General features: G+C 62.6%; 18 protein-coding genes. 10 read left to right on the forward strand and 8 right to left on the reverse strand.

The window, feature by feature from the left end; translation table 11 throughout:
• Positions 1 to 162: 162 nt before the first annotated feature.
• Both GRI58_RS02420 and GRI58_RS02425 read right to left on the reverse strand, forming a co-directional pair.
• Positions 163 to 1,623 carry a glucoamylase family protein gene (locus tag GRI58_RS02420; RefSeq protein ID WP_160751991.1) on the reverse strand — a complete coding sequence of 487 codons (1,461 nt, stop codon included), beginning with the start codon at positions 1,621 to 1,623 and terminating at the stop codon, positions 163 to 165.
• Between the two features lie 22 nt (positions 1,624 to 1,645).
• Entirely contained in the window at positions 1,646 to 2,644 is a 999-nt protein-coding gene (locus GRI58_RS02425) for a LacI family DNA-binding transcriptional regulator (RefSeq protein ID WP_337190864.1), read from the reverse strand.
• Positions 2,645 to 2,804: 160 nt separating this feature from the next.
• On the opposite strand from GRI58_RS02425, the gene GRI58_RS02430 reads away from it, so the two are divergent.
• The gene (locus GRI58_RS02430; protein ID WP_160751992.1) at positions 2,805 to 5,081 is read left to right on the forward strand and encodes a glycoside hydrolase family 3 N-terminal domain-containing protein; all 2,277 of its coding nucleotides are present in this window, start codon (positions 2,805 to 2,807) and stop codon (positions 5,079 to 5,081) included.
• 225 nt (positions 5,082 to 5,306) lie between these two features.
• On the opposite strand, the gene GRI58_RS15895 is transcribed toward GRI58_RS02430, so the two are convergent.
• Both GRI58_RS15895 and GRI58_RS02440 read right to left on the reverse strand, forming a co-directional pair.
• Positions 5,307 to 5,846: an RNA 2'-phosphotransferase gene (locus tag GRI58_RS15895; protein ID WP_160751993.1), complete on the reverse strand. Its 540-nt coding sequence runs from the start codon at positions 5,844 to 5,846 to the stop codon at positions 5,307 to 5,309.
• A gap of 143 nt (positions 5,847 to 5,989) precedes the next feature.
• Entirely contained in the window at positions 5,990 to 6,910 is a 921-nt protein-coding gene (locus GRI58_RS02440; protein WP_160751994.1) for a MipA/OmpV family protein, read from the reverse strand.
• A 128-nt stretch (positions 6,911 to 7,038) separates the two neighbouring features.
• On the opposite strand from GRI58_RS02440, the gene crtY reads away from it, so the two are divergent.
• The 7 genes from crtY to GRI58_RS02475 all read left to right on the forward strand — a co-directional run bounded on the left by crtY (position 7,039) and on the right by GRI58_RS02475 (position 15,482).
• The gene (gene crtY, locus GRI58_RS02445; protein WP_160751995.1) at positions 7,039 to 8,247 is read left to right on the forward strand and encodes a lycopene beta-cyclase CrtY; all 1,209 of its coding nucleotides are present in this window, start codon (positions 7,039 to 7,041) and stop codon (positions 8,245 to 8,247) included.
• A gap of 59 nt (positions 8,248 to 8,306) precedes the next feature.
• Positions 8,307 to 9,797 (forward strand): phytoene desaturase family protein, encoded by a 1,491-nt coding sequence (locus tag GRI58_RS02450; RefSeq protein WP_160752382.1) that lies wholly within the window; start codon positions 8,307 to 8,309, stop codon positions 9,795 to 9,797.
• Complete coding sequence (locus tag GRI58_RS02455) at positions 9,797 to 10,201, forward strand: hypothetical protein (protein ID WP_160751996.1); 405 nt, start codon at positions 9,797 to 9,799, stop codon at positions 10,199 to 10,201. The genes GRI58_RS02450 and GRI58_RS02455 overlap by 1 nt, the downstream gene beginning before the upstream one ends.
• On the forward strand, positions 10,198 to 10,779 hold the full coding sequence (locus GRI58_RS02460) for an LOG family protein (protein WP_160751997.1): 582 nt from the start codon (positions 10,198 to 10,200) through the stop codon (positions 10,777 to 10,779). Before GRI58_RS02455 ends, GRI58_RS02460 begins: the two co-directional genes overlap by 4 nt.
• A gap of 104 nt (positions 10,780 to 10,883) precedes the next feature.
• Positions 10,884 to 11,813 (forward strand): phytoene/squalene synthase family protein, encoded by a 930-nt coding sequence (locus tag GRI58_RS02465; RefSeq protein ID WP_337190878.1) that lies wholly within the window; start codon positions 10,884 to 10,886, stop codon positions 11,811 to 11,813.
• A gap of 37 nt (positions 11,814 to 11,850) precedes the next feature.
• On the forward strand, positions 11,851 to 13,833 hold the full coding sequence (locus GRI58_RS02470; protein WP_160751998.1) for an acetyl/propionyl/methylcrotonyl-CoA carboxylase subunit alpha: 1,983 nt from the start codon (positions 11,851 to 11,853) through the stop codon (positions 13,831 to 13,833).
• Positions 13,834 to 13,931: 98 nt separating this feature from the next.
• Positions 13,932 to 15,482, forward strand: a complete 1,551-nt coding sequence (locus tag GRI58_RS02475) for an acyl-CoA carboxylase subunit beta (RefSeq protein WP_160751999.1) — start codon at positions 13,932 to 13,934, stop codon at positions 15,480 to 15,482.
• Here GRI58_RS02475 and GRI58_RS02480 read toward each other — a convergent pair.
• Positions 15,479 to 16,747, reverse strand: a complete 1,269-nt coding sequence (locus tag GRI58_RS02480; protein WP_237452049.1) for a multidrug effflux MFS transporter — start codon at positions 16,745 to 16,747, stop codon at positions 15,479 to 15,481. The two genes, GRI58_RS02475 and GRI58_RS02480, sit on opposite strands and share 4 nt — an antisense overlap.
• A gap of 88 nt (positions 16,748 to 16,835) precedes the next feature.
• Between GRI58_RS02480 and dinB the strand changes: the two genes are divergently transcribed.
• Positions 16,836 to 17,957 (forward strand): DNA polymerase IV, encoded by a 1,122-nt coding sequence (gene dinB / locus GRI58_RS02485; RefSeq protein ID WP_160752001.1) that lies wholly within the window; start codon positions 16,836 to 16,838, stop codon positions 17,955 to 17,957.
• On the opposite strand, the gene GRI58_RS02490 is transcribed toward dinB, so the two are convergent.
• The 3 genes from GRI58_RS02490 to GRI58_RS02500 form a co-directional block, all read right to left on the reverse strand.
• Positions 17,954 to 19,489, reverse strand: a complete 1,536-nt coding sequence (locus GRI58_RS02490; protein WP_160752002.1) for a helicase HerA domain-containing protein — start codon at positions 19,487 to 19,489, stop codon at positions 17,954 to 17,956. The two genes, dinB and GRI58_RS02490, sit on opposite strands and share 4 nt — an antisense overlap.
• A 93-nt stretch (positions 19,490 to 19,582) precedes the next feature.
• Positions 19,583 to 19,792 (reverse strand): hypothetical protein, encoded by a 210-nt coding sequence (locus tag GRI58_RS02495; protein ID WP_160752003.1) that lies wholly within the window; start codon positions 19,790 to 19,792, stop codon positions 19,583 to 19,585.
• A 61-nt stretch (positions 19,793 to 19,853) separates the two neighbouring features.
• A complete protein-coding gene (locus GRI58_RS02500; RefSeq protein ID WP_160752004.1) occupies positions 19,854 to 20,471 on the reverse strand; it encodes a TetR/AcrR family transcriptional regulator in 618 nt (205 codons plus the stop codon).
• A gap of 124 nt (positions 20,472 to 20,595) precedes the next feature.
• On the opposite strand from GRI58_RS02500, the gene GRI58_RS02505 reads away from it, so the two are divergent.
• Entirely contained in the window at positions 20,596 to 22,980 is a 2,385-nt protein-coding gene (locus GRI58_RS02505) for a TonB-dependent receptor (RefSeq protein WP_160752005.1), read from the forward strand.
• The last annotated feature ends 133 nt before the right edge of the window (positions 22,981 to 23,113 follow it).

Here is a 23,113-nt window from a genome sequence, read left to right on the forward strand (position 1 = left end):
GACCACACCAGCTACGCCTTCGCGCTCACCCTGCCCGCCATCTGCTACGCCATCATCGCTGGCTTCGGCATCTTCGCCAGACGTCCTGCACAAGCCTGACGCGGAATCGCAGATTAGGAGAAAGGCCCGGCCGCCAAGCGCGACCGGGCCTTTTCTTCTGCCTCAGCGAGCCTGTTCCAACCAGCCGCCGATGAACCCTGCTCGTTTCAGGCCTCGCACGATGTTGGCGCTGCGGTGCATCGCACGCCACACGCTTTCGCTGCGATAATTGGCCAGCATCCCGATAATCGGGCCCTGATCGATGCCGAGCCAATCGTTAGCAACCCATCCTGTTTTCGGATCGACTGTGCCGGAGTTCTGCTTTTCATCCATGTAGGTGAAGCTGGGATTGAAGGAATCCCGGAAACCATATTGGCCATAGAGCCGTTCGCCGTGCCGTTCATGCATCACGATAGCGGATGGGACACAGATTTCCGGAGCAAACGCAACCGACCCGAGCATGGCGGTCGGCGCAATCGTGCCGTCGTCGAAGCCGTCGGGTTCCGAGATTGGGCCGCGCGCCGAATAGCCGCGATAATTCGCCTGGTGATGATCGAGCTGGAGGTGAAAACCACCGGGACCATCGCAGGCCGTCAGGCCCCAGATATGTTCATCATATCCATGCCAGCCCATCGGATTGGCGATGGCATAGGCGTGCTGTGCCAATGTTGCGCGGCGGCTGTTCTCGAAATAATCGAAGCCGGCCTTGCGCATCGGCGCGTCGTAGATCCCGCGAAAATCGATCCACATTTCAGAATACTGATGCCCGAACATTGGAGCGAAGGCGAGCCTGCGGAGCTTGCCCTCCCCGCGCCAGAACTCGGGATAGGGTCTGGTCCACGCCTCCCAACTGCCGGGTTTGACAGGGTGTTTGCCCGACCCAAGAGCCAGAACATAGACCAGCTTGCCTTCGTTATAACCGTCCCAGTTGCGCTCGATGAATCCGGTCTCGGGATGCCAGCCCATCGGGATGGCAAGGTTGTCACGCTGGAACCAGTCCCACTCGGCACGGTCGACCAGCTCATGGGCCAGCTTGCGAAGTTCGGCTTCGCGCGGGTCGCCGCGATCGAACCAGCTCGCCGCGTGGAGGATGCCCATGTGCATCAGCGCCGTATCGACCGTCGATAGCTCCGTATGGCCGACACGCAGCCCGGTTTCCATGTCGAGGAAGTGATAGAAGAAGCCGCGATAGCCAGCGAACCCGATCGGCCCCTCGCCCATCGGCAGATTCGCAAGGAAGCGCAGGGTTGCAAGCACTCTGTCGCGGACTTGCTCGCGCGTGACCCAACCTCGCTCCGCACCGATGATCCAGGCGGTGATCCCAAAACCGATCGCTGCGATACTGCAGGATGACTTGCTGGGCCAGCGGTCGGGGACAAGGCCCTTGTCACTGGCTCGTTCCCAGAAGAAGTTGAACGTCCTGCGCTCCAGATCAGTGAAAAACGGCGGCAAGGTCTTTGCACCCGTGCCCACAGGTTTGAACGTATCGGACGATCGCGCCCACACCGCGCCACCCGTGCTCAGTGCGGACAGCCCAATAGCCGCGCCGCAGACCAGTCCGCGACGATCAGTGGTCACAGTCATCTCTCTCCTTTCGTGCGAGCCGTCATCCGCTCGCGGTGGTTGCCCTCGTGATCAAGGTAGGGGTGACGCGCTCGAGTGTGGCCGGAGGGGCATCGTTGCTCAGCTCCGCCACCAGTCGCTCGACCGCTCGTTTCCCAAAATCGCTGATTTCGATCCGCATCGTCGTGAGGTCGAGGAAGCTCGCCAAGGGAATATCGTCGAAGCCTGCCACGGCGACCTGACCGGGGACGCTGATTCCGATCGTGCGGAGTACCTTCAGCGCGCCAAGCGCCATCATGTCGTTTGCGGCGAAGATCGCGTCGAATTCCTCCCCCGACGCCAGCAGTTGCTGAACCAGCAGTTCCGCACCGGTATCGGTGAAGTCGCCATCCAGCACACGAACGGGAAGTTCCGGGGCCAGCGCCTTCATCGTGTCGCAGAACGCCTGCTTGCGCTCTACCGCGTCTAGATTTTCCGCAACACCCGCCAAATGCACGATCCGCTTGCGCCCGCTGGCAAGGAGGTGGCGGACCATCAATGTCACTCCACCGCGATTGTCGATCCTCAGATTGTGGTGCTGGCCATCTTCCTCCGGGCTGTTGACCAACACGGCTGGCGAACCGGCTGGCAAAGCGCGCCGCAGATCCTCGGGTGAGAGTTGCGGCGCCATCACGATTGCGCCGTCGATCCGCCCGCGCATCGCCGAAAGTGCCTGTATCGCCCGTTCGCGATCGGCGTGCATCGTGGACAGCAGCATCATGTAATTGGCATCGCTGGCGGCCATATCCATCCCGCGCACCAGCTCGCTGAAGAATTCGCCGTGAAGGTCCGGAAGGACGATCCCAATCGCGTGAGAACGGGCGGTGCTCAGGCTGCGGGCCGCAGCATTGGGGACATAACCGAGCGTATCCATTGCTTTCAACACGCGTTTTCGCGTGTCGGCATGGACATTTCCGTGCCCATTGAGCACACGCGACACCGATGCCACCGAAAGTTCCGCCAGTTTTGCCACGTCGCGAATCGTTGCCGACGAATTGGCCACTCGGTTGGTACTCCACGAGAGATGAAAATACGAAGATAGCTGTGTATCCGGATCATTGCCACAGGCGCCAGCCTTCTTTATGTAACCGGTTACATGACGCGTCAACGGTCGTATCGATTCGACGTCCAACACATATAATGGTCAGCAAACGGGAGAGAAAATGACGGATCTGCGGATTTCGCGTCGCAGCGCGCTCATGGCGATGGGGGTCATGTCGGCCTGGGCGGCGAGCCCCGTTCGCGCGGCAGTCAAGGCTGCTTCCAAGCTGGCCGACAGCCGCTTCATCGATGATTTGCTGGCACGCATGACGCTGGAGGAAAAAGCTGGGCAGCTGACCCTCATGCCGTCCGCCTGGGGCGGCAGTCTGGCCGCACAGCTCAATCCGCCAGGCAATGGTCAGAACTTCGATGCCCAGATCGCCGATGCTGTCGCCGGCAAGCTGACCGGTGTCTTCAACGGCAATGGTGCGGTCATGGCGCAGCGGATGCAGGCCGCCGTGATGAAGCATTCGCGTCTCAAGATCCCGCTCATCTTCGCAGCCGACATCATTCATGGCCATCGCACGATCTTCCCTATCCCCGTTGGTGAGGCAGCCAGTTTCGAGCCGACGCTGGCAGAGCGCACCGCCCGCGCCGCCGCGTTCGAGGCAGCAGGCGCCGGGATCGATTGGACTTTTGCTCCCATGGTCGACATCGCGCGCGATCAGCGCTGGGGCCGGGTCATGGAGGGTGCAGGCGAGGATGTGCTGACCGGCGAGATTTTCGCTGCCGCGCGTACCCGCGGCTTTCAGGGCACAGACCTCAAGCGCGACGACGCCATGCTCGCCTGCGCCAAGCACTTTGCCGCCTATGGCGCGGTAGAGGCGGGCCTCGATTACAATTCAGTCGACATTTCCATGCGAACGCTGCGCGAAGTTTATCTCCCCCCTTTCCGCGCGGCGATCGATGCCGGGGCCGAGACCATCATGGCCTCGTTCAACGATATCAACGGTGTACCTTCGCACGCAAACCATTGGCTGCTGACGGACCTGCTGCGGGACGAATGGAAGTTCCCCGGCATGGTCGTTTCCGACTATACTGGCGATGAGGAACTGATCGCGCATGGCGTGGCCAAGGATGGCAAGGACGCCGCACGCTTGGCTATCATGGCCGGGGTCGACATGAGCATGGCGAGCGATCTCTATATGCTCCACATGCCCGATCTGGTGCGTGAAGGCACGGTTCCGCAATCGGTGGTCGATGCCTCGGTCCGCCGCGTTCTCGCAGTCAAGGCGATGGTCGGCCTGTTCGACGATCCGTTCCGCCGGATCGACCCGGAGCGTGAGCGCAAACGCTCCATGCTGCCCGCAACCCTTGCCCTTGCTCGCGAATCCGGTCGCAAGTCGATCGTCATGCTCAAGAACGATGGCGATCTGCTCCCGCTGCCCAAATCGGCAAAAGTCGCCCTGATCGGCCCCTTCGCGTCAGGTCAGCACGATTTGATAGGTGGCTGGTGCGTATATGGCAGCGACAAGCAGGCGGTCGACCTGGCGACGGGCATGCGCAATGCGGGTGGCAATATCACCGTGGTCGAAGGGTCGGGTATCACCGATGCAATCGAGGGCGGTGTGGATGCTGCCGTGGCAGCAGCGAAAGCTGCCGATGTCGTGGTGCTGTCGATCGGCGAATCCGAGAACATGTCCGGCGAAGCGCAGTCGCGCACGCGGATTATCGTACCCGAAGCGCAACAGGCTTTGGCTGAGGCGATTGCCAAGACCGGCAAACCGCTGGTCGTTGTCCTGCGCAGTGGTCGCGCCTTGGCGCTGCACGGCGCGGTACGCGATGCGCCCGCCATTCTCGTGACGTGGTTCCTCGGCACCGAGAGCGGCAATGCAATCGCCGACATCGTCTATGGCGCCCAATCGCCAGCCGGTCGCCTGCCGATGAGCTGGCCCTATCGCACAGGGCAGGAACCCTATTACTACGATCATAAAAGTACCGGTCGCCCGCAGCCGCCGGGGCCACGCCTGCCGTACAAGGCGCAATATCGCGAGGTTCCCAATTCCGCGCCGTTCCCGTTCGGTCACGGCCTGACCTATGGCAAGCCCGAGTATTCGGACATATCCGTGGGCAGCGGAACTCTGCCGTGGAACGGCACTATCGAGATCAGCGCCAAGATCACCAATGCGGGCAAGCGCGCGATCGAGGAAGTCGTCCAGCTCTACGTCCACGACAAGGTTGCCACCATCACCCCACCGGTTCGCGAGTTAAAGGGCTTTCATAAAATTGCACTCGAACCCGGGGGCAGCAAAACGGTGAAGTTCACCCTCACCCGGGCCCAGTTGGAATACATCGGTCTGGACAACAAGCCCACCGTCGAACCGGGCGAATTCATCGTGTGGATCGCGCCTTCCGCTCAGGATGAAGGCGTCACATCGAGCTTTGTCTTAAGCCAGTAAGCAACTGGCACAAGCAATTGGCCAACGTTCGAACGAAAACCGACGACCATATTCTGCGCTTGGCGGAAATGATGGTCGTCGGCGATCAGGGGAGATCCTATGCCTCGAGTTATGCGAAATGTCCTGACGACGGACAGTGAACCTCGATGCTTTTGAAGGGCACCTATGGCTCTGCTTCATCCTAAACCTGTCGTTCCGGGCACGACAACATTGCGCACGTTCGCCTCAATCGAGCGTTATGTACGCTGGCGCGACATGGTCAGTTAGCCAAACTCCATTTCCCGAAATGCGAAACTCCTGACCTTGAGCAGACAGTCGCCCAGCCAAAACTCGCAGAACAATGGGCTTCCCGCGTCTCGCGCCTACCGTCCGAGCTGTACCGACGTCGCTTGAAAGATGAACGTGATGTCGGCCCATCGGCTTCAAACCTTGGGAAAAAATGGACGCAACAAAACGCTCGACGGTGCCATGAAACAAAATTTCTGGTGGTTCCGTTACGGGCCAGTTCAAACTCACGGGAATCGTATGACCTTGTCTTGCCCGTATCAGCTTTCCATCACCCGACAACTCGAAGCGGTTCTTGTCGCTCTCCGCAACAACATCTTCAACGGCTCGCCTGCCTCCAGGCACACCAATTCGCTCCAGTGCAGCCAGAACTTCATCGACATCGACCCAACCAGCCGGATCAACGGTGAGATTGCCATCATCCGGCTTGTGTCGGAGCCAATAAGAAAGTCGTTTTGAAAGGCGAATGTCGCTAGCCATTAGGCTCGATTGAATGAAGCAAACCGATGACGAACGCAACGCACATAGAATGCGTCAGCTCCCCCCAACATTTCGGTCATCGAACCCGCTGGTCGAAAACCTCAATAGCGGACACTTGCGGGCGAGACAGTCGTCCACCCGCTCTAAAAAGTATAGCCAATCCCCAGCCCTGCGGTCCACTGGTTCGCGCTGCCGCGGATGCTGGTGAACGGCGTATCGGCGGCCGAACCCTGCAAACGCGAATAACCGCCGATCGCGAAAACCGCCCAGCCGCCGTTCGCCAGATTACCGTCGAGGTCGATCGCACCAAACAGCGTGGCTGACAGCTTGTCGAACCCGCCCTGCGCGTTGAACACCGGTAGCTGGTCCGCCACCGGCACACCGGCCGGGGCGGTCGGGACCGAATAGTAATAATCCGCGAATCGGTCGTTAACATGTCGCGCCGAAAGCGACAGCGACACCGCAGCGCCCCGGCTGACCGGCGTGAAATAGCTGACCGAGGGATTGACGATCATGCCCTTGGACGCGCCCGCCACGTCCCACAGGACATCGACGTTGACCGAGAGGCTGTCATAAGGGTTGAGCACGCCGGGAAAGCGCACCCCGACCGTGGGACCGACTTCGACCCCGGTGTCCAGTTCGCCATATTGTTCAACCACCCGGTCCTTGATCCGGCTGGAGCGGTTGCGGTCGAGCCGTGCCGCGATGCCCAGCGACAGCGATGGCTTGCCGTCCGAAGATGGCAGAAAGTTCAGCGCCAGACCCGCGGGCCGGGGGTTGATCCCGATTCCCGCAACTCGTCCCTGGATAACCGGGACGGGCGTCACGTCGTAATCGTTCGAGCCGGTATAGGATGGCGACAGGATCGCACCCACACCGATGCTGATCCAATTGCCGTTATACACGCTGTTTCGGAGAGCGTCTCCGGCAGTGGCGGCATCGGATGCCGCCCCGCTGGCGACGGGCGGCGGTGTGGTTTCGGTGCGGTCCTGCGCGGCGAGCGGGCCGCCAAGCGAAAACGCGCCGAGAAATGCGGCCAGAGCCACTGCAGATCGAAACGACATGTCTTGAAATACCCCTTGTTTACATTCTGAACGAAACAAGCCTCCCGCCGGTTCCTGAAGATATGTGCCGCATAGCTTGCGCACGCACTTCATTGTAACGCAAGCCACATCGCCCTACTCACAGCAGCGTGACGAACGGCAACCCTTCCGACACTGCTACCGCCTGCGATATCGCCATCGTGGGCGGCGGGCTGGCAGGTGGCCTTGCCGCGCTGGCGATCCATCGGGCGCATCCTGGATTGAGGTTGAGGCTGTTCGAGGCGGGTGCACATCTGGGGGGGACCCACCGCTGGAGCTGGTTCGACAGTGACCTGCTGCAACCCGAAGCCGAGCTGCTGGCGGAGTTTAGCACCACCAGCTGGCCATTGGGCACGCAGGTCATCTTCCCCGGCCACCGGCGCGAGCTGAGCGCGCCCTACCGCTCGCTCGCCAGCACGGATTTCGATTCGACGCTGCGCCGCCTGCTACCGGATGATGCCATCCGCTGCGACGCGCCCGTCACCCGGCTCGACGCGCAAGGGGTAACGCTTGGCGATGGTCAGCGAATCACCGCGCGCGCAGTGATCGATTGCCGGGATTTCCCACCATCACGCACGCTCACCGGCGGTTGGCAGCTCTTCGTGGGGCGCCACATCAGGACTGCGCAGCAGCACGGGCTAGACCGCCCCATCATCATGGATGCTGACCTGCCGCAGCACGGGGCCTATCGTTTCGTCTATTCGCTGCCGCTGTCCCCGCACGATATCTTCGTCGAAGACACCTATTACGCCAACCAGCCGGAGCTCGACCGCGCCGCGCTGGGCGACAGGATCGCGGCCTATTGCACCGCGCGCCGCTGGGATGGCGAGATCTTAGGCGAAGAGCACGGCGTGCTGCCCGTCCTCACCGGCGGCGATTTTCCCGCTTATCGCGGTGAGGTGAGCACATCGGGCGTGGCACTGGCGGGCGCCCGCGGCCTGTTCACCCATCCCCTCACCAGCTACACCCTGCCATTCGCCGCCGCCAACGCGCTGGCCATTGCCGAGGCGGCCCAATTGCCCGGTTGCGCGCTGGCCGGGCTGATGGACCAGCGCGCAGCTCAGCACTGGCACGCCACGCAGTTCTATCGCCTGCTGGGCAAGATGCTGTTCGAAGCCGCAGAGCCTGAACACCGCTATCGCATTTTCGAACGGTTCTATCGCCTGCCCGAACCGCTGATCGAACGGTTCTATGCCGGATGTTCGACCGGGCGGGATCGACTGCGTATCCTGAGCGGCAAGCCGCCGGTACCGATCCATCGGGCAATCGCCGCGATGCTTGGCAAAGGGGCACCACTCGTTCAAGAGGACGCACAGTGACCACCGCTACACCGCCCGATTTCACCATTGCCCCTGCTTTCGATGCGCAGGGCGAACCGATCGCTTCGACCGGCAAGACTGCCTGCGTGATCGGCGCGGGATTTGGCGGGCTTGCACTGGCAATCCGGCTGCAATCTGCCGGGATCGCGACCACGCTGATCGAAGCGCGCGACAAGCCTGGCGGGCGCGGCTATTTCTGGGAGCGGGACGGGTTCACCTTCGATGGCGGGCCGACGGTCATCACCGACCCCGATTGCCTTCGCGAGCTGTGGGCGCTGACCGGCCATACGATGTCTGACGATATCGAGCTGATGGAAGTCACCCCCTTCTATCGCCTGAGCTGGCCTGACGGCACGCAATTCGATTATTCCAACGACGAAAACCGGCTGTTCACCGAAATCGCCCGCCTCAACCCCGCCGATGTCGCCGGTTACCAGCGCTTCCTCGAATACTCCGCCGGGGTCTACGAGGAGGGCTATGTCAAATTGGGCCATGTGCCCTTCCTCGATTTCAAATCGATGCTGAAGGCCGCGCCCGCGCTGATGACGAAGCAGGCATGGCGCAGCGTCTATTCGATGGTGAGCCATTACGTCGAGAACGAGAAGCTGCGCGAGGCGTTCAGCTTTCACACGTTACTGGTCGGCGGCAATCCGATGACCACCAGCGCGATCTATGCGCTGATCCACAAGCTGGAAAAGGACGGCGGCGTGTGGTGGGCAAAGGGCGGCACCAACCGCCTCGTCGCCGCGATGGTCACCCATTTCGAACGGATCGGCGGCACGGTGCGGATGCACGATCCGGTGACCTGCATCCATACTTTCGGAACGCGCGCGAGCGAGGTGGAAACCGCCTCGGGCTGGAAAGAACGGTTCGATGCGGTCGCCAGCAATGGCGACCTGATGCACACCTATCGACAGCTTCTGGGCCACACCAAGCGCGGCGACAAATACGCGCGCAGCCTTGCCAAGAAACGGTTTTCGCCCGGCCTGTTCGTGGTCCATTTCGGGGTGGAGGGAGCATGGCCCGGCATACCCCATCACTCGATCCTGTTCGGGCCACGCTACAAGGGCCTGCTGGAAGACATTTACGATCGCGGCGTGCTGCCAGCGGATTTCTCGATCTACCTCCACCACCCCACTGTGACCGACCCCAGCGTCGCGCCCGAAGGCATGAGCACCTTCTATGCGCTCGTCCCCGTCGCCCACATGGGCAAGCTGGCAATCGATTGGGAACAGATCGGTCCGCTGCTCGAACAGCGCATCCTGGAGGAGATCGAGCGGCGACTGATCCCCGGCCTCAAGGACCGCATCGTGACCAAGTTCCACTATGCCCCGCGCGATTTCGCACATGATCTCAGCGCGCACCTGGGCAGCGCGTTCAGCCTCGAACCGATCCTGACGCAGAGCGCCTATTTCCGTGCACACAATCGCGACGACGTGATCGAAAACCTCTACCTCGTCGGTGCAGGTACGCATCCGGGCGCAGGCATTCCCGGCGTGGTCGGCAGCGCCAAGGCCACCGCCGCGCTGATGATGGAGGACCTGGCGTGATGAGCCCCCTCGCCACTGCCTGTGCCGCTGCGATAATGGCCGCATTCCTCGCCGCCCCCGCTGGGGCGCGGGATATGGTGCTGCTGCACGAAACGCAGGCCCACAATCGCATCCTGCTCGACCGCGACAGCCTGAGCATTACCAAGCAGTTCGATCGCACTTTGCGTGAAGGCATGGTGTCGCTCGATAACAGCGTCAGCACCGCAGCGGTCAACCTCTACGCCGCCGATGTCAGGGTGCAGGCCGATTGCGCCACGGGTCAATTGGCGGTGCTGTACGCGCGCGCCTATTCGCCGGACGGCAGCCCTTCACCCAGCTCCTTCACCCCCACACCGCATGAACTGGCCAAGCCTGCCACTCTGTTCGAGCGGATTGTCTACAAAAGGATTTGTCAGTCACGATGAAGCGTATTGCCGTCTATTGCGGGTCCGCCACCCCCGCAGATCCGCGTTACATGGAATTTGCCCGCGAAGTGGGCCGCTCTCTGGCAGAGCGCGGGATCGGTATCGTCTACGGCGGCGGAAGGCTCGGGCTGATGGGGGCGGTCGCATCCTCCGCGCTTGCCGCAGGGGGCGAGGTGATCGGCGTGATCCCAGACGCGCTCGCCAGCGCGGAAGTGGCCAACACCGATTGCACGCAGCTGATCAAGGTCGGCGGGATGCACGAACGCAAGCAGACCTTCACCGATCTGTGCGATGGTTTCCTCACCATCCCGGGCGGCGTGGGAACGATGGACGAATTGTGGGAGGCAATGAGCTGGGCGCAGTTGGGCTATCACAGCAAGCCGGTCGGCCTGCTCAACGCTTTCGGCTTCTACGACCATCTGATCGTTTTCAACCGCCACATGGCCGAGGTCGGCTTCGTGCGGCCCGCCCATCAGAATATCCTGATCGCAGCGGACACGTTAAGCGAATTGTTGGAATTGATGGCTAGCCATCGCCCGCACACACCGATCTTTGCAATGACAGCGGACGACCTCTGACCAACACGCGCTCCCTTGCCCCTTCGCGCTTCATCCGCAGCACGCCCGTCCGCGCGGGCGGTGGGCGCGAGCGCACGGCGCTGGTCGCAAGTGCGAAAGCGGCGATAAGCGAGGGATCGCACTCCTTCGCCGCCGCCAGTCGCCTCTTCGACCGCCGGACGCGCGAGAGGTGCTGGCTATTCTACGCCTGGTGCCGCCGGTGCGACGATATTGTCGACGCGCAGCACGCAGGACATCCGCTGGCCGAAAACGACCATATCGATGCCGAGCTGCTCAAGAATGCCGAGGACCGGCTGCAAGCCATCCGCGTGTTGACCCGCCGCGCGTTCGAACGTCAGCCGACCGCCGATCCGGCTTTCGACGGGCTGGGCCTGCTGGCTGAGGAATGTGGGCTGACCCCGGACATGGCAGAGGATATCATTGCCGGTTTCGCGCTGGACGTGGCCGAATGGCGTCCGCGGACCGAGGGCGACCTGATGCGCTATTGCTACCACGTCGCGGGCGCGGTGGGCATTGCCATGGCCAAGATCATGGGCGTTCCCGGCGATGATGGCGACACGCTAGACCGTGCCTGCGATCTGGGGCTGGCGTTTCAACTCGCCAATATCGCGCGCGACGTGATCGAAGATGACGCCAACGGGCGCTGTTATATTCCCACCGACTGGCTGGTCGAGCTGGACCTGCCGCCCGGCGGGCTGGCCTGGCCGCAAAACCGCGAAAAGCTCGCGACGCTGATGCCGCGCATGATCGCGCTGATGGAGCGTTATGCGGCAGCCTCCAGGCTCGGCGCGGCGCGGCTCGCTTTTCGCCAGCGCTGGGCGGTGCTTGCCGCCGCGCGGATCTACACCGATATCGGGCACAAGGTGCTCGCCGCCGCGGCGCAGGCGTGGGACCGGCGGATTGTCGTCACGCGGCGCGAAAAGCTCGTTCACGTCGCGCGTGCTTTGCGCGAAGCTTTGCGCAACAAGCCCGAAGCGCCCGCCGAACCGATCGACTGGACACGCCACGATTTCAGGCCGGTTGCCGGGTGGTAGCTTGAAGCGCTGGCCAGTGCGGGCTAGCGCAGCATCCATGATATCCAAGCTTCTCATCGCCAACCGTGGCGAGATTGCCTGCCGCATCATCCGCACTGCGCGGGAAATGGGGATTGCGACGGTCGCTGTCTATTCCGATGCCGATGCCAAGGCGCTGCATGTCCGCTCGGCCGACGAGGCGGTGCATATCGGCCCCTCGCCCGCTGCCGAGAGCTATCTGGTGGGCGAAAAGATCATCGCCGCCGCGAAACAGACCGGTGCCGAGGCGATCCATCCCGGCTATGGGTTTCTCAGCGAGAACGCAGGGTTTGCGCAAGCGGTGATCGATGCCGGTCTGATCTGGGTCGGACCGAAGCCTTCGAGCATCGAGGCGATGGGGCTGAAGGATGCCGCCAAGAAGCTGATGCGCGAGGCGGGTGTGCCCGTGACGCCGGGCTATGATGGTGACGACCAGAGCCCCGAACGGCTGAAGCAGGAGGCCGATGCGATCGGCTATCCCGTGCTGATCAAGGCGGTCGCGGGCGGCGGCGGCAAGGGCATGCGCAAGGTCGATGCGCCCGAAGATTTCCTCTCCTCGCTCGAAAGCTGCAAGCGCGAGGCCAAGGCCAGCTTTTCCAACGACGAGGTGCTGCTGGAAAAATGGATCACCAGCCCCCGCCATATCGAGGTGCAGGTGTTCGGAGACAGCCATGGCAATGTCGTCCATTTGTTCGAGCGCGACTGCTCGCTCCAGCGCCGCCACCAGAAGGTGATCGAGGAAGCCCCTGCCCCCGGCATGGGCGAGGACACCCGCGAACAGCTCTGCGCCGCCGCCGTGCGCGCGGCCAAGGCAGTCGGTTACGAGGGCGCAGGCACGATCGAATTCATTGCCGATGCCAGCGAAGGCCTGCGCGCCGACCGCATCTTTTTCATGGAGATGAACACGCGGCTTCAGGTCGAACATCCGGTGACCGAGGAGATCACCAAGGTCGACCTGGTGGAGTGGCAGCTTCGCGTTGCGAGCGGTGAGCCGATTCCGCTGAAGCAGGAGGAGCTGAGCATCAACGGCCATGCCATAGAGGCTCGGCTTTATGCTGAGGATCCGGCAAAGGGGTTTCTGCCGAGTACGGGGCGGTTGGATCACCTTCACTTGGATACTGATTTACCCACCCCATTCGCCATGTTCAGATATATAGAAAACGGCGGCTTTGAGGGGCTCGAGTTCGGTGCGGAAGCCCCCGCCCCCTTGCGGATCGAAACCGGTGTCGAGCAAGGCTCGGAAGTATCGCCCTACTATGATCCGATGATCGCGAAACTGGTAGTATCCGCCATCGATCGAGTTGCGGCGGTCAAGCGTCTTGCGGAAGTTTGCGGCAAGGTAGAGGTTTGGCCAATCCGCACGAATGCGGCATTTCTGTCTCGTCTTTTGCAAGAAGAACCCTTCCTTGCTGGCGAAGTGACGACCGCGTTCATCGGCGAGGTTGGCGACAACCTTGCTCAACCGCTTTCCCTCCCCGACGACGATGCGGCCATGGCGCTAGGCTTATTGCAAAGGGAGGCAGAACCAGATCAAGGCAGCTTGGGACCACAGGGTTTTCGGCTTAATGCAGCTCGGCGGAATAGTGCCACCATTTTTGTCGACGGCATTGCCAGGGACGTCGTGCTTCCGGACACCAACTTCCCATCTTGGGCGCACAGCAAGACGATCACGGACAATCTGGTACGCGACACGGGCGATCTCATCCTGTTCGCCGCTGGCAGCCCGCATCGCGTCACCCTGCGATCTCCTGCGGACTCTGGGGCGCAGGCCCACGATGGCGCCATCATCGCCCCCATGCCGGGCAAGGTCATCGCGGTCGATGTGGCCGAGGGCGACAGCGTCACCGCTGGCCAGCGGTTGATGGTGCTCGAGGCGATGAAGATGGAGCACGCGCTCACCGCGCCGTTCGACGGGACCGTCACCGAACTGTCCGCCGAGACAGGCGGACAGGTGCAGGTCGAGGCGGTGCTCGCCGTGGTGGAGCCTGTTTCCCACGAATAGGCGTCATCCCAGCGAAAGCTGGGATCGCCATCGACTCAGCGCGACACCGACAGCGGTCCCAGCTTTCGCTGGGACGACGGCTTGGTTATGGGTCAGCTATGAGCTGGGCAAAAGAACTCGATGAACTGCGCGCACGCGAACAACTCGCCGAGCAGATGGGCGGCACCGACAAGGTCGCTCGCCAGCATGGACGCGGCAAGATGGATGCGCGCGCAAGGCTTGCCGCGCTGGTCGATCCCGGCAGTTTCCGCGAGATCGGCAAGATCGCTGGGAAAGGCTCCTATGACGATGACGGCAATATCGCGTCAGTCCTGCCCGCCCCCTTCCTTTTCGGCAAGGCCCTGATCAACGGGCGACCCGTGGTCGCCACCGCCGACGATTTCACCATTCGCGGGGGCGCGGCGGATGCCGGGATCAGCCGCAAAATGGTGCAGGCGGAAAAGATGGCACACGAGCTGCGGTTGCCCATCATCCGCATGATCGACGGCACTGGCGGCGGCGGCTCGGTCAAGACGCTCGAAATGATCGGCGCAACCTACATTCCCGCCGTCCCCGGATGGTCGGATGTAGTGAAAAACCTCGATACCGTGCCGGTCGTCGCGCTCGCGCTGGGGCCGACCGCGGGGCTCGGCGCGGCGCGTGCCATCGCCAGCCATTATTCGGTCATGGTCAAGGGCCTCAGCCAGATCTTTGCCGCCGGTCCCGCCGTGGTCGACGGGCTGGGCGATGCCTACAAGGGCTCGGACGACCACAGCCAGGCCAAGGAAGATCTCGGCGGCAGCGCCATCCATACCCGCAACGGCGTGGTCGATGACGAGGTGGGATCCGAGGCCGAAGCCTTCGCCCGCGCGCGTCATTTCCTCTCCTTCATGCCCGAATACGCCGGGCAGCCCGCGCGCCGCACCGCCAGCATCGATCCGGTCGACCGGCGCGAGGAAGATCTGCTGAGCCTCGTCCCGCGCGATCCGAAACAGGTCTATTCAATGCGCCGCTGTCTGGAGATGGTGTTTGATTCCGGCACCGTGTTCGAGATCGGGCGGATGTGGGGCCGCACCTGCATCACCGCCCTCGCCCGCCTCGATGGCTGGCCGGTAATGGTGCTCGCCAGCGACCCGAGCTATCTCGGTGGGAGCTGGGATGCCAAGACATCGGAAAAGGTCGAGCGGTTCGTGAAGCTGGCCGATCTGTTTCGCCTGCCCATCGTCCATCTGGTCGACAATCCCGGCTTCATGATCGGTCGCGAGGCGGAAATGGCAGGCACGATCCGCTATGGCGTGCAGGCGATGAATGCGATCTACAAGGCGAGTGTGCCGCTGGCGTCCGTCGTGCTGCGCCGCGCCTATGGCATTGCGGGTAGCGCGATGAGTAACGCTGAAACCTATCAGTACCGTTATTGCTGGCCTTCGGGCGACTGGGGCAGCCTGCCGATCGCGGGTGGGCTGGAAGTCGCCTACAAGTCCGACCTCGAAGCAGCGGACGATCCCGCCGCCGAACTCGAAGCGATCCGCGATCGGCTGGCCAAGGTCACCTCGCCCTTCCGCAGCGCCGAACGCTTCAATGTCGAGGACATCATCGACCCGCGCGATACCCGCCCACTACTGTGCGAATTTGCCCAGCTGGCGTGGCGCAGGCTCGGCAGCGAGGCTTAGTGAAACTGGCTCATGGAGGGAATCTTGCGCGCCGTGCCCGGACGGGTGAACAGCTTGCCGTGTTCGCTGAACAGCACCAGCGCGAGCGTCACCAGGCTGCATAGCAACAGCGCGAAAGCCAACGGCCTTGCGCTGCCGTCATAGAACTGGCCGATCACGATCCCCGTTCCTGCACCCAGGATCATGCGAACAAAGGATTGCGCGCTCGACGCGGAACCGGCGGCACGTTCGAACGGCTGCATCGCGATCGAGCTGAAATTGGCGCCGGTGAAGCCGAGCAGGCAAAGGTTCGCCGACATCAGCGGCACGAACAGCCACAAATTGCCACCCTGCGTCAGCGACGCATAGACCTGCATCACCGATACGACCACGAAGGCGACCAGCGCCGTGTGCGAAACCCGGCGCGCGCCGAACCGTTCGACGATCCGCGAATTGAGGAAGCTCGACAGCGCCAGCGTCGATGCGGTGACGCCGAAGATCACCGGAAACATGTCACCCGCGCCGAAGTGCTCACCCACCAGCTGCTGCGCGGAATTGATGTAGCCGAACACAGCCCCGAAGGTCAGCCCGCTCCCCAGCACATAGCCGATCGCCGCGCGGGTGCGGAACGTCAGCAGCAGATTGTGCAGCGCATGGGTAAAGTCGAGTGCCTGCCGGTCTTCCGGGTGCATGGTTTCGGGCAGACGCGCCCACGCCCACACCAGCACGAGCAATGCCAGAGCTGCGATCACCACGAACACATAATGCCATGTTGCGAAGGTCAGCACCGCCTGCCCCACGCTGGGCGCGAGCACCGGCACGACCATGAAGACGATGAAGATGGTCGACAGCAGCCGCGCCATCGTATCGCCTTCGAACCGGTCGCGGATGATCGCGGCGGGCAGCACGCCCAGTCCCGCCGCGCCGAACCCTTGCAAAGCGCGCAGGCCCAGCAGAGCATCGAAACTCGGCGCAAGCGCACATAGCAACGCGGTCACGACATAACAGCCCAGCACCCCGAACAGCACGCGCCGCCGCCCAAAGCGATCGGCCAGCGCGCCGGGAATCAGGCAACCGACGCCGTTCGCCAGCAGGTAAATGCCCACCACCAGCTGGCGTTCGTTGGGATCGGTCACCCCGAACCCTTGGGCGATCTGTTCCAGCGCGGGCAGCATTCCATCGATTGCCAGCGCGCCAAGGCTCATCACCGCAGCCATCAGCGCGATGAACTCGGGCCGGCGCAGGCTGCGGCCGCTCGTGTCGCTGGCGGTGATGGCGGTACTCATGCGCAGCGCCATGCCTGTTGCGCTGCAACAAGCCAAGAGGATTGCGCGCGATCTTTCCTTACGCCCCCGTCAAGCCTAGCTTCGGGCGATGAGCGAAACGCAGCGGCAGGACGATGATGGCGAGGCCGATGGCCTGCGCAAGATCATCCATGTCGACATGGACGCCTTCTTCGCCAGCGTCGAGCAGCGCGACAATCCCGACCTGCGCGGCAAGCCCGTGGCAGTCGGCGGGGCTGGCGGACGCGGCGTAGTCGCCGCCGCCAGTTACGAGGCACGCACATTCGGGGTGCGCAGCGCGATGCCCTCGGTCACGGCCAAGCGGCTGTGCCCGGACCTGATTTTCTGCAAGAGCCGGTTCGACGTGTACCGCGAGGTCAGCCGCCAGATTCGTGCGATCTTCCACCACCACACCGATCTGGTCGAACCGCTGAGCCTCGACGAAGCCTATCTCGACGTGACCGAGGACAAGCTGGGTATCGGCAGCGCCACCCGCATTGCCGAGCTGATCCGGCAGGAAATCCGCGCCAAGACCAGGCTCACTGCCAGCGCCGGGGTGAGCTACAACAAATTCCTCGCCAAACTGGCCAGCGACCAGAACAAACCTGACGGGCTATGTGTGATCCGACCGGGCGAAGGGGCCGAATTCGTGGCGGGCCTGCCGGTGCGGCGGTTTCACGGGGTCGGCCCGCGCGGGGCGGAGAAGATGGCCAAACTCGGTATCGAAACCGGCGCCGACCTTGCCGCCAGGGATATTGCCTTCCTGCGCCAGAATTTCGGCAGTTTCGCCGACTATCTCTATCGCGCAGCGCGCGGGATCGACCTGCGTCCCGTGCGCGCGCATCGCATCCGCAAGTCGGTGGGCGGAGAGCGGACTTTCGGCGAGGACATTTCGTCCGGTCCAGCGCTGCGCGAAACGCTGGAGGACATCATCGACATCGTATGGGGATATATCGAGCGCGCCGAAGCGAAGGGGCGCACCATCACGCTCAAGCTGAAATATACCGATTTCCAGACTTTGACGCGGGCGAAATCGGTAAACCAGCCAATCGCCGACAAGGCCGAGTTCGCACGTATCTCGCGCGATCTGCTCGACGAGGTGCTCCCCTTGCCTTTGCCCATTCGCCTTATGGGCCTGACATTGTCGAAGCTGGAACGAGCTGACGAGGAGGACGATCAAAGCCGCCACGATGCGCAGCTCTCGCTCCTTTAAAGCACTGCCTGATCGCGATGTGCCATCGCTGCCTGGTTGTCGCGCGATGCGGCAGCATCAAGTCCATATACCGTGACCGTGCGCCCACCGCCAAATTCTTCCCGGACCACGATCAGACCCTGACGTTCCAGATGATCGAGCAGGCGACGAATGCGACTTGGCGAAGACGTGCCGTACACCCGCGCGAGTTCCTCCTCGTCCGGCGTTGCCAGGCCTTGCGCAGCCGCAACCGCAAGGGTGAGGTAAGGTGCAAGAACGTCATCCGGCACATCTTCGGCCAAACGTTCGATTGTCTCCCGCGTTGCAGAATCCAACCGCTCGAGCCCCGCACTGGCATAGGCGAACAATCGGCGAAAATGCACCATGTCGATATGCGCGCTCGGCACACGCGCCTGCCTGCATCGCATTGCAAAGCTGCGGAACAGGGCTGCCGCTGACTGGAAGGTGGAGCCGTCCTCGGCAGCAAGCTCGCCGATAATCCGCATGACAGCGTGCTCATCAATGTCCGGCGCCGATGCCGATGCAGATTCGCTCTCAGAAGAGGTCGATCTATCGCTCGTGTGGGAAGCGGCAGGACGTTCGGCCTCACTCACGCCGCGTCGTGATATCTCCTGCTCGACATCGACCGAGCGTTGAACGCGAACGGCGGCGCGGGGCAAAGGCTCGGCGGCTTCCTTGGCGAGTTCGTCATGCAAAAGCGCCTCGAGGTCAGCGCCGGTTGCGGTTGGCAATGGAGTCAAATCCTCGGCTGCGTTCTTCCCGCCGGTCTGGACCGATCCGATCTGCACCGCGATCGGGTGGCGGCTGATCGCAGGGCCGAGGCCGAGGAAATGTCCACGCTGCAAGTCGCGGATGCGCTCGGCCTGCCTGCGATCCATGCCCAGAAGATCGGCCGCACGCTGCATGTCGATATCAAGGAAAGTTCGCCCCATCAGGAAGTTCGAAGCCTCCGCGGCGACATTCTTCGCCAGCTTCGCAAGGCGCTGCGTGGCAACGATCCCTGCAAGTCCGCGTTTCCGGCCACGGCACATCAGATTGGTCATGGCGGACAGCGTCATCCGGCGCGTATCCTCAGCCAGTTCGCCGGCGGCGGCAGGCGCAAACATCTGTGCCTCGTCAACCACGACCAGCGCGGGGAACCAATGTTCGCGCGGCGCATCGAAAAGTGCGGCAAGGAAAATCGCAGCGCAGCGAATCTGCTGCTCCACTTCGAGTTCGTCCAGCGCCAGGACCACCGAAACGCGGTGCTGCCGAACACGCCCTGCCAGTGCCTCTATTTCGCGGGAGGAATGGGCCGCCGCATCGATCACCACATGGTCGAATTGATCGGCGAGACTGGTGAAATCGCCTTCCGGGTCGATCACCACCTGCTGGACGAGCCCCGCGCTCTGCTCCAGCAAACGGCGCAGCAAATGCGATTTACCCGACCCGGAATTGCCCTGCACGAGCAGCCGTGTGGCGAGCAGTTCCGCTACATCGATAGCAACGGCTTGCTGAGCCGAATCCGTGCCAATCTCGATTTGCGACCTCATTCCGAAGGGGAATAGGTCCACCTCGCCCACCAGCAAAGGTCTACCGGGCACTTATCCATAAATGGTCCGAGCCGGCCGCTTGGGTGGCCTTCGCTATTCAGCTGCGTCCGGCACCCGCTTGCGCTCGTCAATTCGCTTGGCGATATAACCGCCCGCAGCCAGTGCCAGCATTCCAGGAATGCTCAGACGCCTCAGGATCGCCGGTGCGAGAACGCCCAGCGCCGCGCCGGTCGGACCGCCCACCCCGGAAGTTTTTTCTGCAACTCGCCCGCCGACGAATGCACCAATGATCTTGCCCAGCATGTTGTGTCTCCTTGCCGAAACAACCTGCCGGAGCGCGCGCGGTTCCACGGACGGCTTTCGGTCACCCGCTCGGGCCGATGCCCTTATTCAGCAGCACGCTGGCGTTTGTCGCGATTCGGGCCTCGTCGGGATCGTCCGATTTGCGCCAGATCACATAGCGCAGACCGAGAAACACGTTCATTCCCATCACCGCCCAGGCTTCGACCTCCCCCGCATCGCCGCGAAATTGCCCGCCGGCGGCACCCTGCTCGATCCTTTCGCGAATCCGCTCGGCAACCGTTTCGTAATGTGCGCGGTAGCTTTCCGGATCAACGAATTCGGCCTCGTCGATGATGCGATAAATCTCTTTGTGCTCTCCGGCAAAACGCAGAAACGCTTCGAGCGCGGCGCGTTCGATCTCCAGCGGCGGCATTTCGGGCTCGATGGCCTCACGTGCCGCCTGCTTCACCGCCTCGCTCATGTCCGCAACGAGCGCGCGGAAGATCGCATCCTTGCTGTCGAAGTAGGTATAGAATGTCCCCAGTGCCACGCCCGCACGACGGGTAATGGTGCTGATCGAAGCTTCGTGAAAGCCGCGCTCGCCGAATTCCGCGGCGGCCGAATCGAGCAGCTTGCGCAACGTCTGTCGCCCACGCGCGGTGCGCGGCTGCTTGTCGCTGTTGGCGGCGCTTTTGTGCATCGCTTTCCTCCCCGTCGACGCCATTCATAATGGACTTTCTCAAACGGACACAACCAAAAACTTGAAAGGTGGTTCAACTTTCATTATCGTGCGATCAACGACAACTTCCTGGGAGGGGAAAACGATGCGTTCTCGCAATTTTCGCGCCGTCACTGCTTTGCTCATCGGGGGCGCTGCACTCGCCTATTCCGCCAATCCAGCCTTCGCTCAGGACAATAGCGGCGCCATTGCGCAAGCCCCCTCAGACGAAGACCCTGCGCAAGGCGACAGCGCCGATTCGGCGACCACCACTGAAAGCCAGGCGATCATCGTCACTGCCCGCCGCCGCGCGGAAACGCTGGTCGACGTTCCGATCGCGGTGACCGCCTACTCCGCCGCTGCGCTCGATCAGGCCGGATCGGTCGATATCACCGACCTCAGTGAAACCACGCCCAACGTCACTCTGGAGGTATCGCGCGGGACCAACTCCACCCTCACCGCCTTCATCCGCGGCGTGGGTCAGCAGGATCCTGTGGCCGGGTTCGAGCCAGGCGTCGGCGTTTATCTCGATGACGTCTACCTCAACCGTCCGCAGGCCGCCGTGCTCGATATCTACGATGTCGAGAGGATTGAGATTCTGCGCGGGCCGCAGGGTACACTTTACGGTCGCAACACCATTGGCGGCGCGGTCAAATATGTGACCAAGCGCCTCAGCGACTCCCCGACGCTCAACGCACGGGCCACCTACGGCACCTACAATCAGGCCGATCTGGTGGTTTCTGCCAGTACGCCGATCGATGACGGGAAACTCAAGATCGGCGTTGCCGGGGCACGGCTGAGCCGCGACGGTTTCGGGGTCAACCTCACGACCGGACAGCAGAACTACAACAAGGACATCTGGGCTGGCCGCGCGACGTTGGAGTTCGAACCGAGCAGTGACTTCTTCCTGCGCATTTCGGGCGATTACACCCATGACAAGAGCAACCCGCGCGGCGGCCACCGGCTGATCGCCGGGCTCGCAAGCGGGATCGCGCCGCTCACCGACGTCTATGACACCCGCGGCGGGCTGAACGATCCCAAGCAGGATGTGAAGGCCTGGGGCATCACCGCGCTGGCCGAAGCGCATCCTTCGGACTGGCTGACGTTCCGATCGATCACCGCCTATCGCAAGGACGATAGCGCAACGCCGATCGATTTCGACGCTCTCCCCGCAGTCGATCTCGACGTGCCAGCCTATTACAACAACAAGCAGTTCTCGCAGGAAATGCAGCTGCTGGTCGACACCGGCCCGCTCAACGGCCTGGTCGGCGTCTATTACCTCGATGCCAGCGCGCGCACTGTGTTCGATGTCCGCCTGTCGCCAGCCGTCGCGGCGCTGACCTATGGCCTAGTTGATACCGACACCGTGGCTGTCTTCGGCGACTTCACCTATGATTTTACCCCGCAGTGGAGCCTGTCGCTGGGCGGTCGCTACACCTGGGACAACCGCAAGTCGGATATCAACCGCGGAGTTTATGTCGGGGCCGGAGGCTCGCCTTATTTCGGCGGCAATGGCGTACTGGCAATCGTCCAGTCGGACTTCACGGGCAAACGCGATTTCACCCAGTTCACGCCGCGCGCATCGATCAGTTTCAAGCCGACGCTGAACCAGAACTTCTATGTCAGCTATGCCAAAGGGTTCAAGGGCGGCGGCTTCGACCCGCGCGGGGTTTCGACCGCAGCGCCCGACGCCAATGGCGATGGCACCGTCAGCTATCAGGAAGTCTACAACTTCATGACGTTCGACCCCGAAAAGGTCGACAGCTACGAAGTCGGATACAAGGCCGCACTCTGGGACAACCGGCTCAACATTGCTCTCGACGGCTTCATCGCCGAATACAAGGACGTTCAGGTGCCGGGGTCGGTCGGCACTGTTATCAACGGCCAGCAGACCTTCATCGGGGTGACCACTAACGCCGGTCGCGCGCGGATCAAGGGCATCGAATTCGAGGGCAATCTGATCGCTGCACGCGACATGGCGACCGGTGGAGACCGGCTGACGCTGGCTTGGACGCTAGGCTATATCGACGCAAAATACACGCAGTTCATCGACTCGCGCGGGATCGATGTCGCCAATGAGCGCGCGTTCCAGAACACGCCGGAATGGACCGCCAGCGGCACGCTGGGCTATTCGACGCCGGTCGGCAGCGGCGATCTCGATTTCACTGGCACCGTCTCCTACCGCAGCAAGACGCAGCAGTTCGAACTGGCGACGCCCATGCTCGACCAGCCGGGCTTCGCGCTGTTCAATGCCAACCTCGTGTGGCATTCGGCGGGCGACCGTTTCAGCATCGGCGTGCATGGCCGCAATCTGTTCGACAAGCGCTACATCGTGTCGGGCTACAACTTCCTCGCGCAGAACCCGGATACCGGCGCGTTCCTGACGAACGGGAACGGGGACTATATCCCCACCCTTGGCTCGGAAGGCGTGCTCACCGCCTATTATGGCAACCCGCGGCAGATATCAGCCACGGTGACATTCAAATACTGATCGCCCGCGCGCGATCCTTGCGGTTGCGCCGCGGCGGGGGTGGAATGGCTGGGGGGCCATTCCGCCCCTGCTTTTTTGCTCGGCGGCGCACGTGGTGCACGGTCAACTGACCACTGGCCAAATTGCCCCGGCG

Source organism: Qipengyuania algicida (genome assembly GCF_009828025.1).
Lineage (GTDB): Bacteria > Pseudomonadota > Alphaproteobacteria > Sphingomonadales > Sphingomonadaceae > Qipengyuania > Qipengyuania algicida.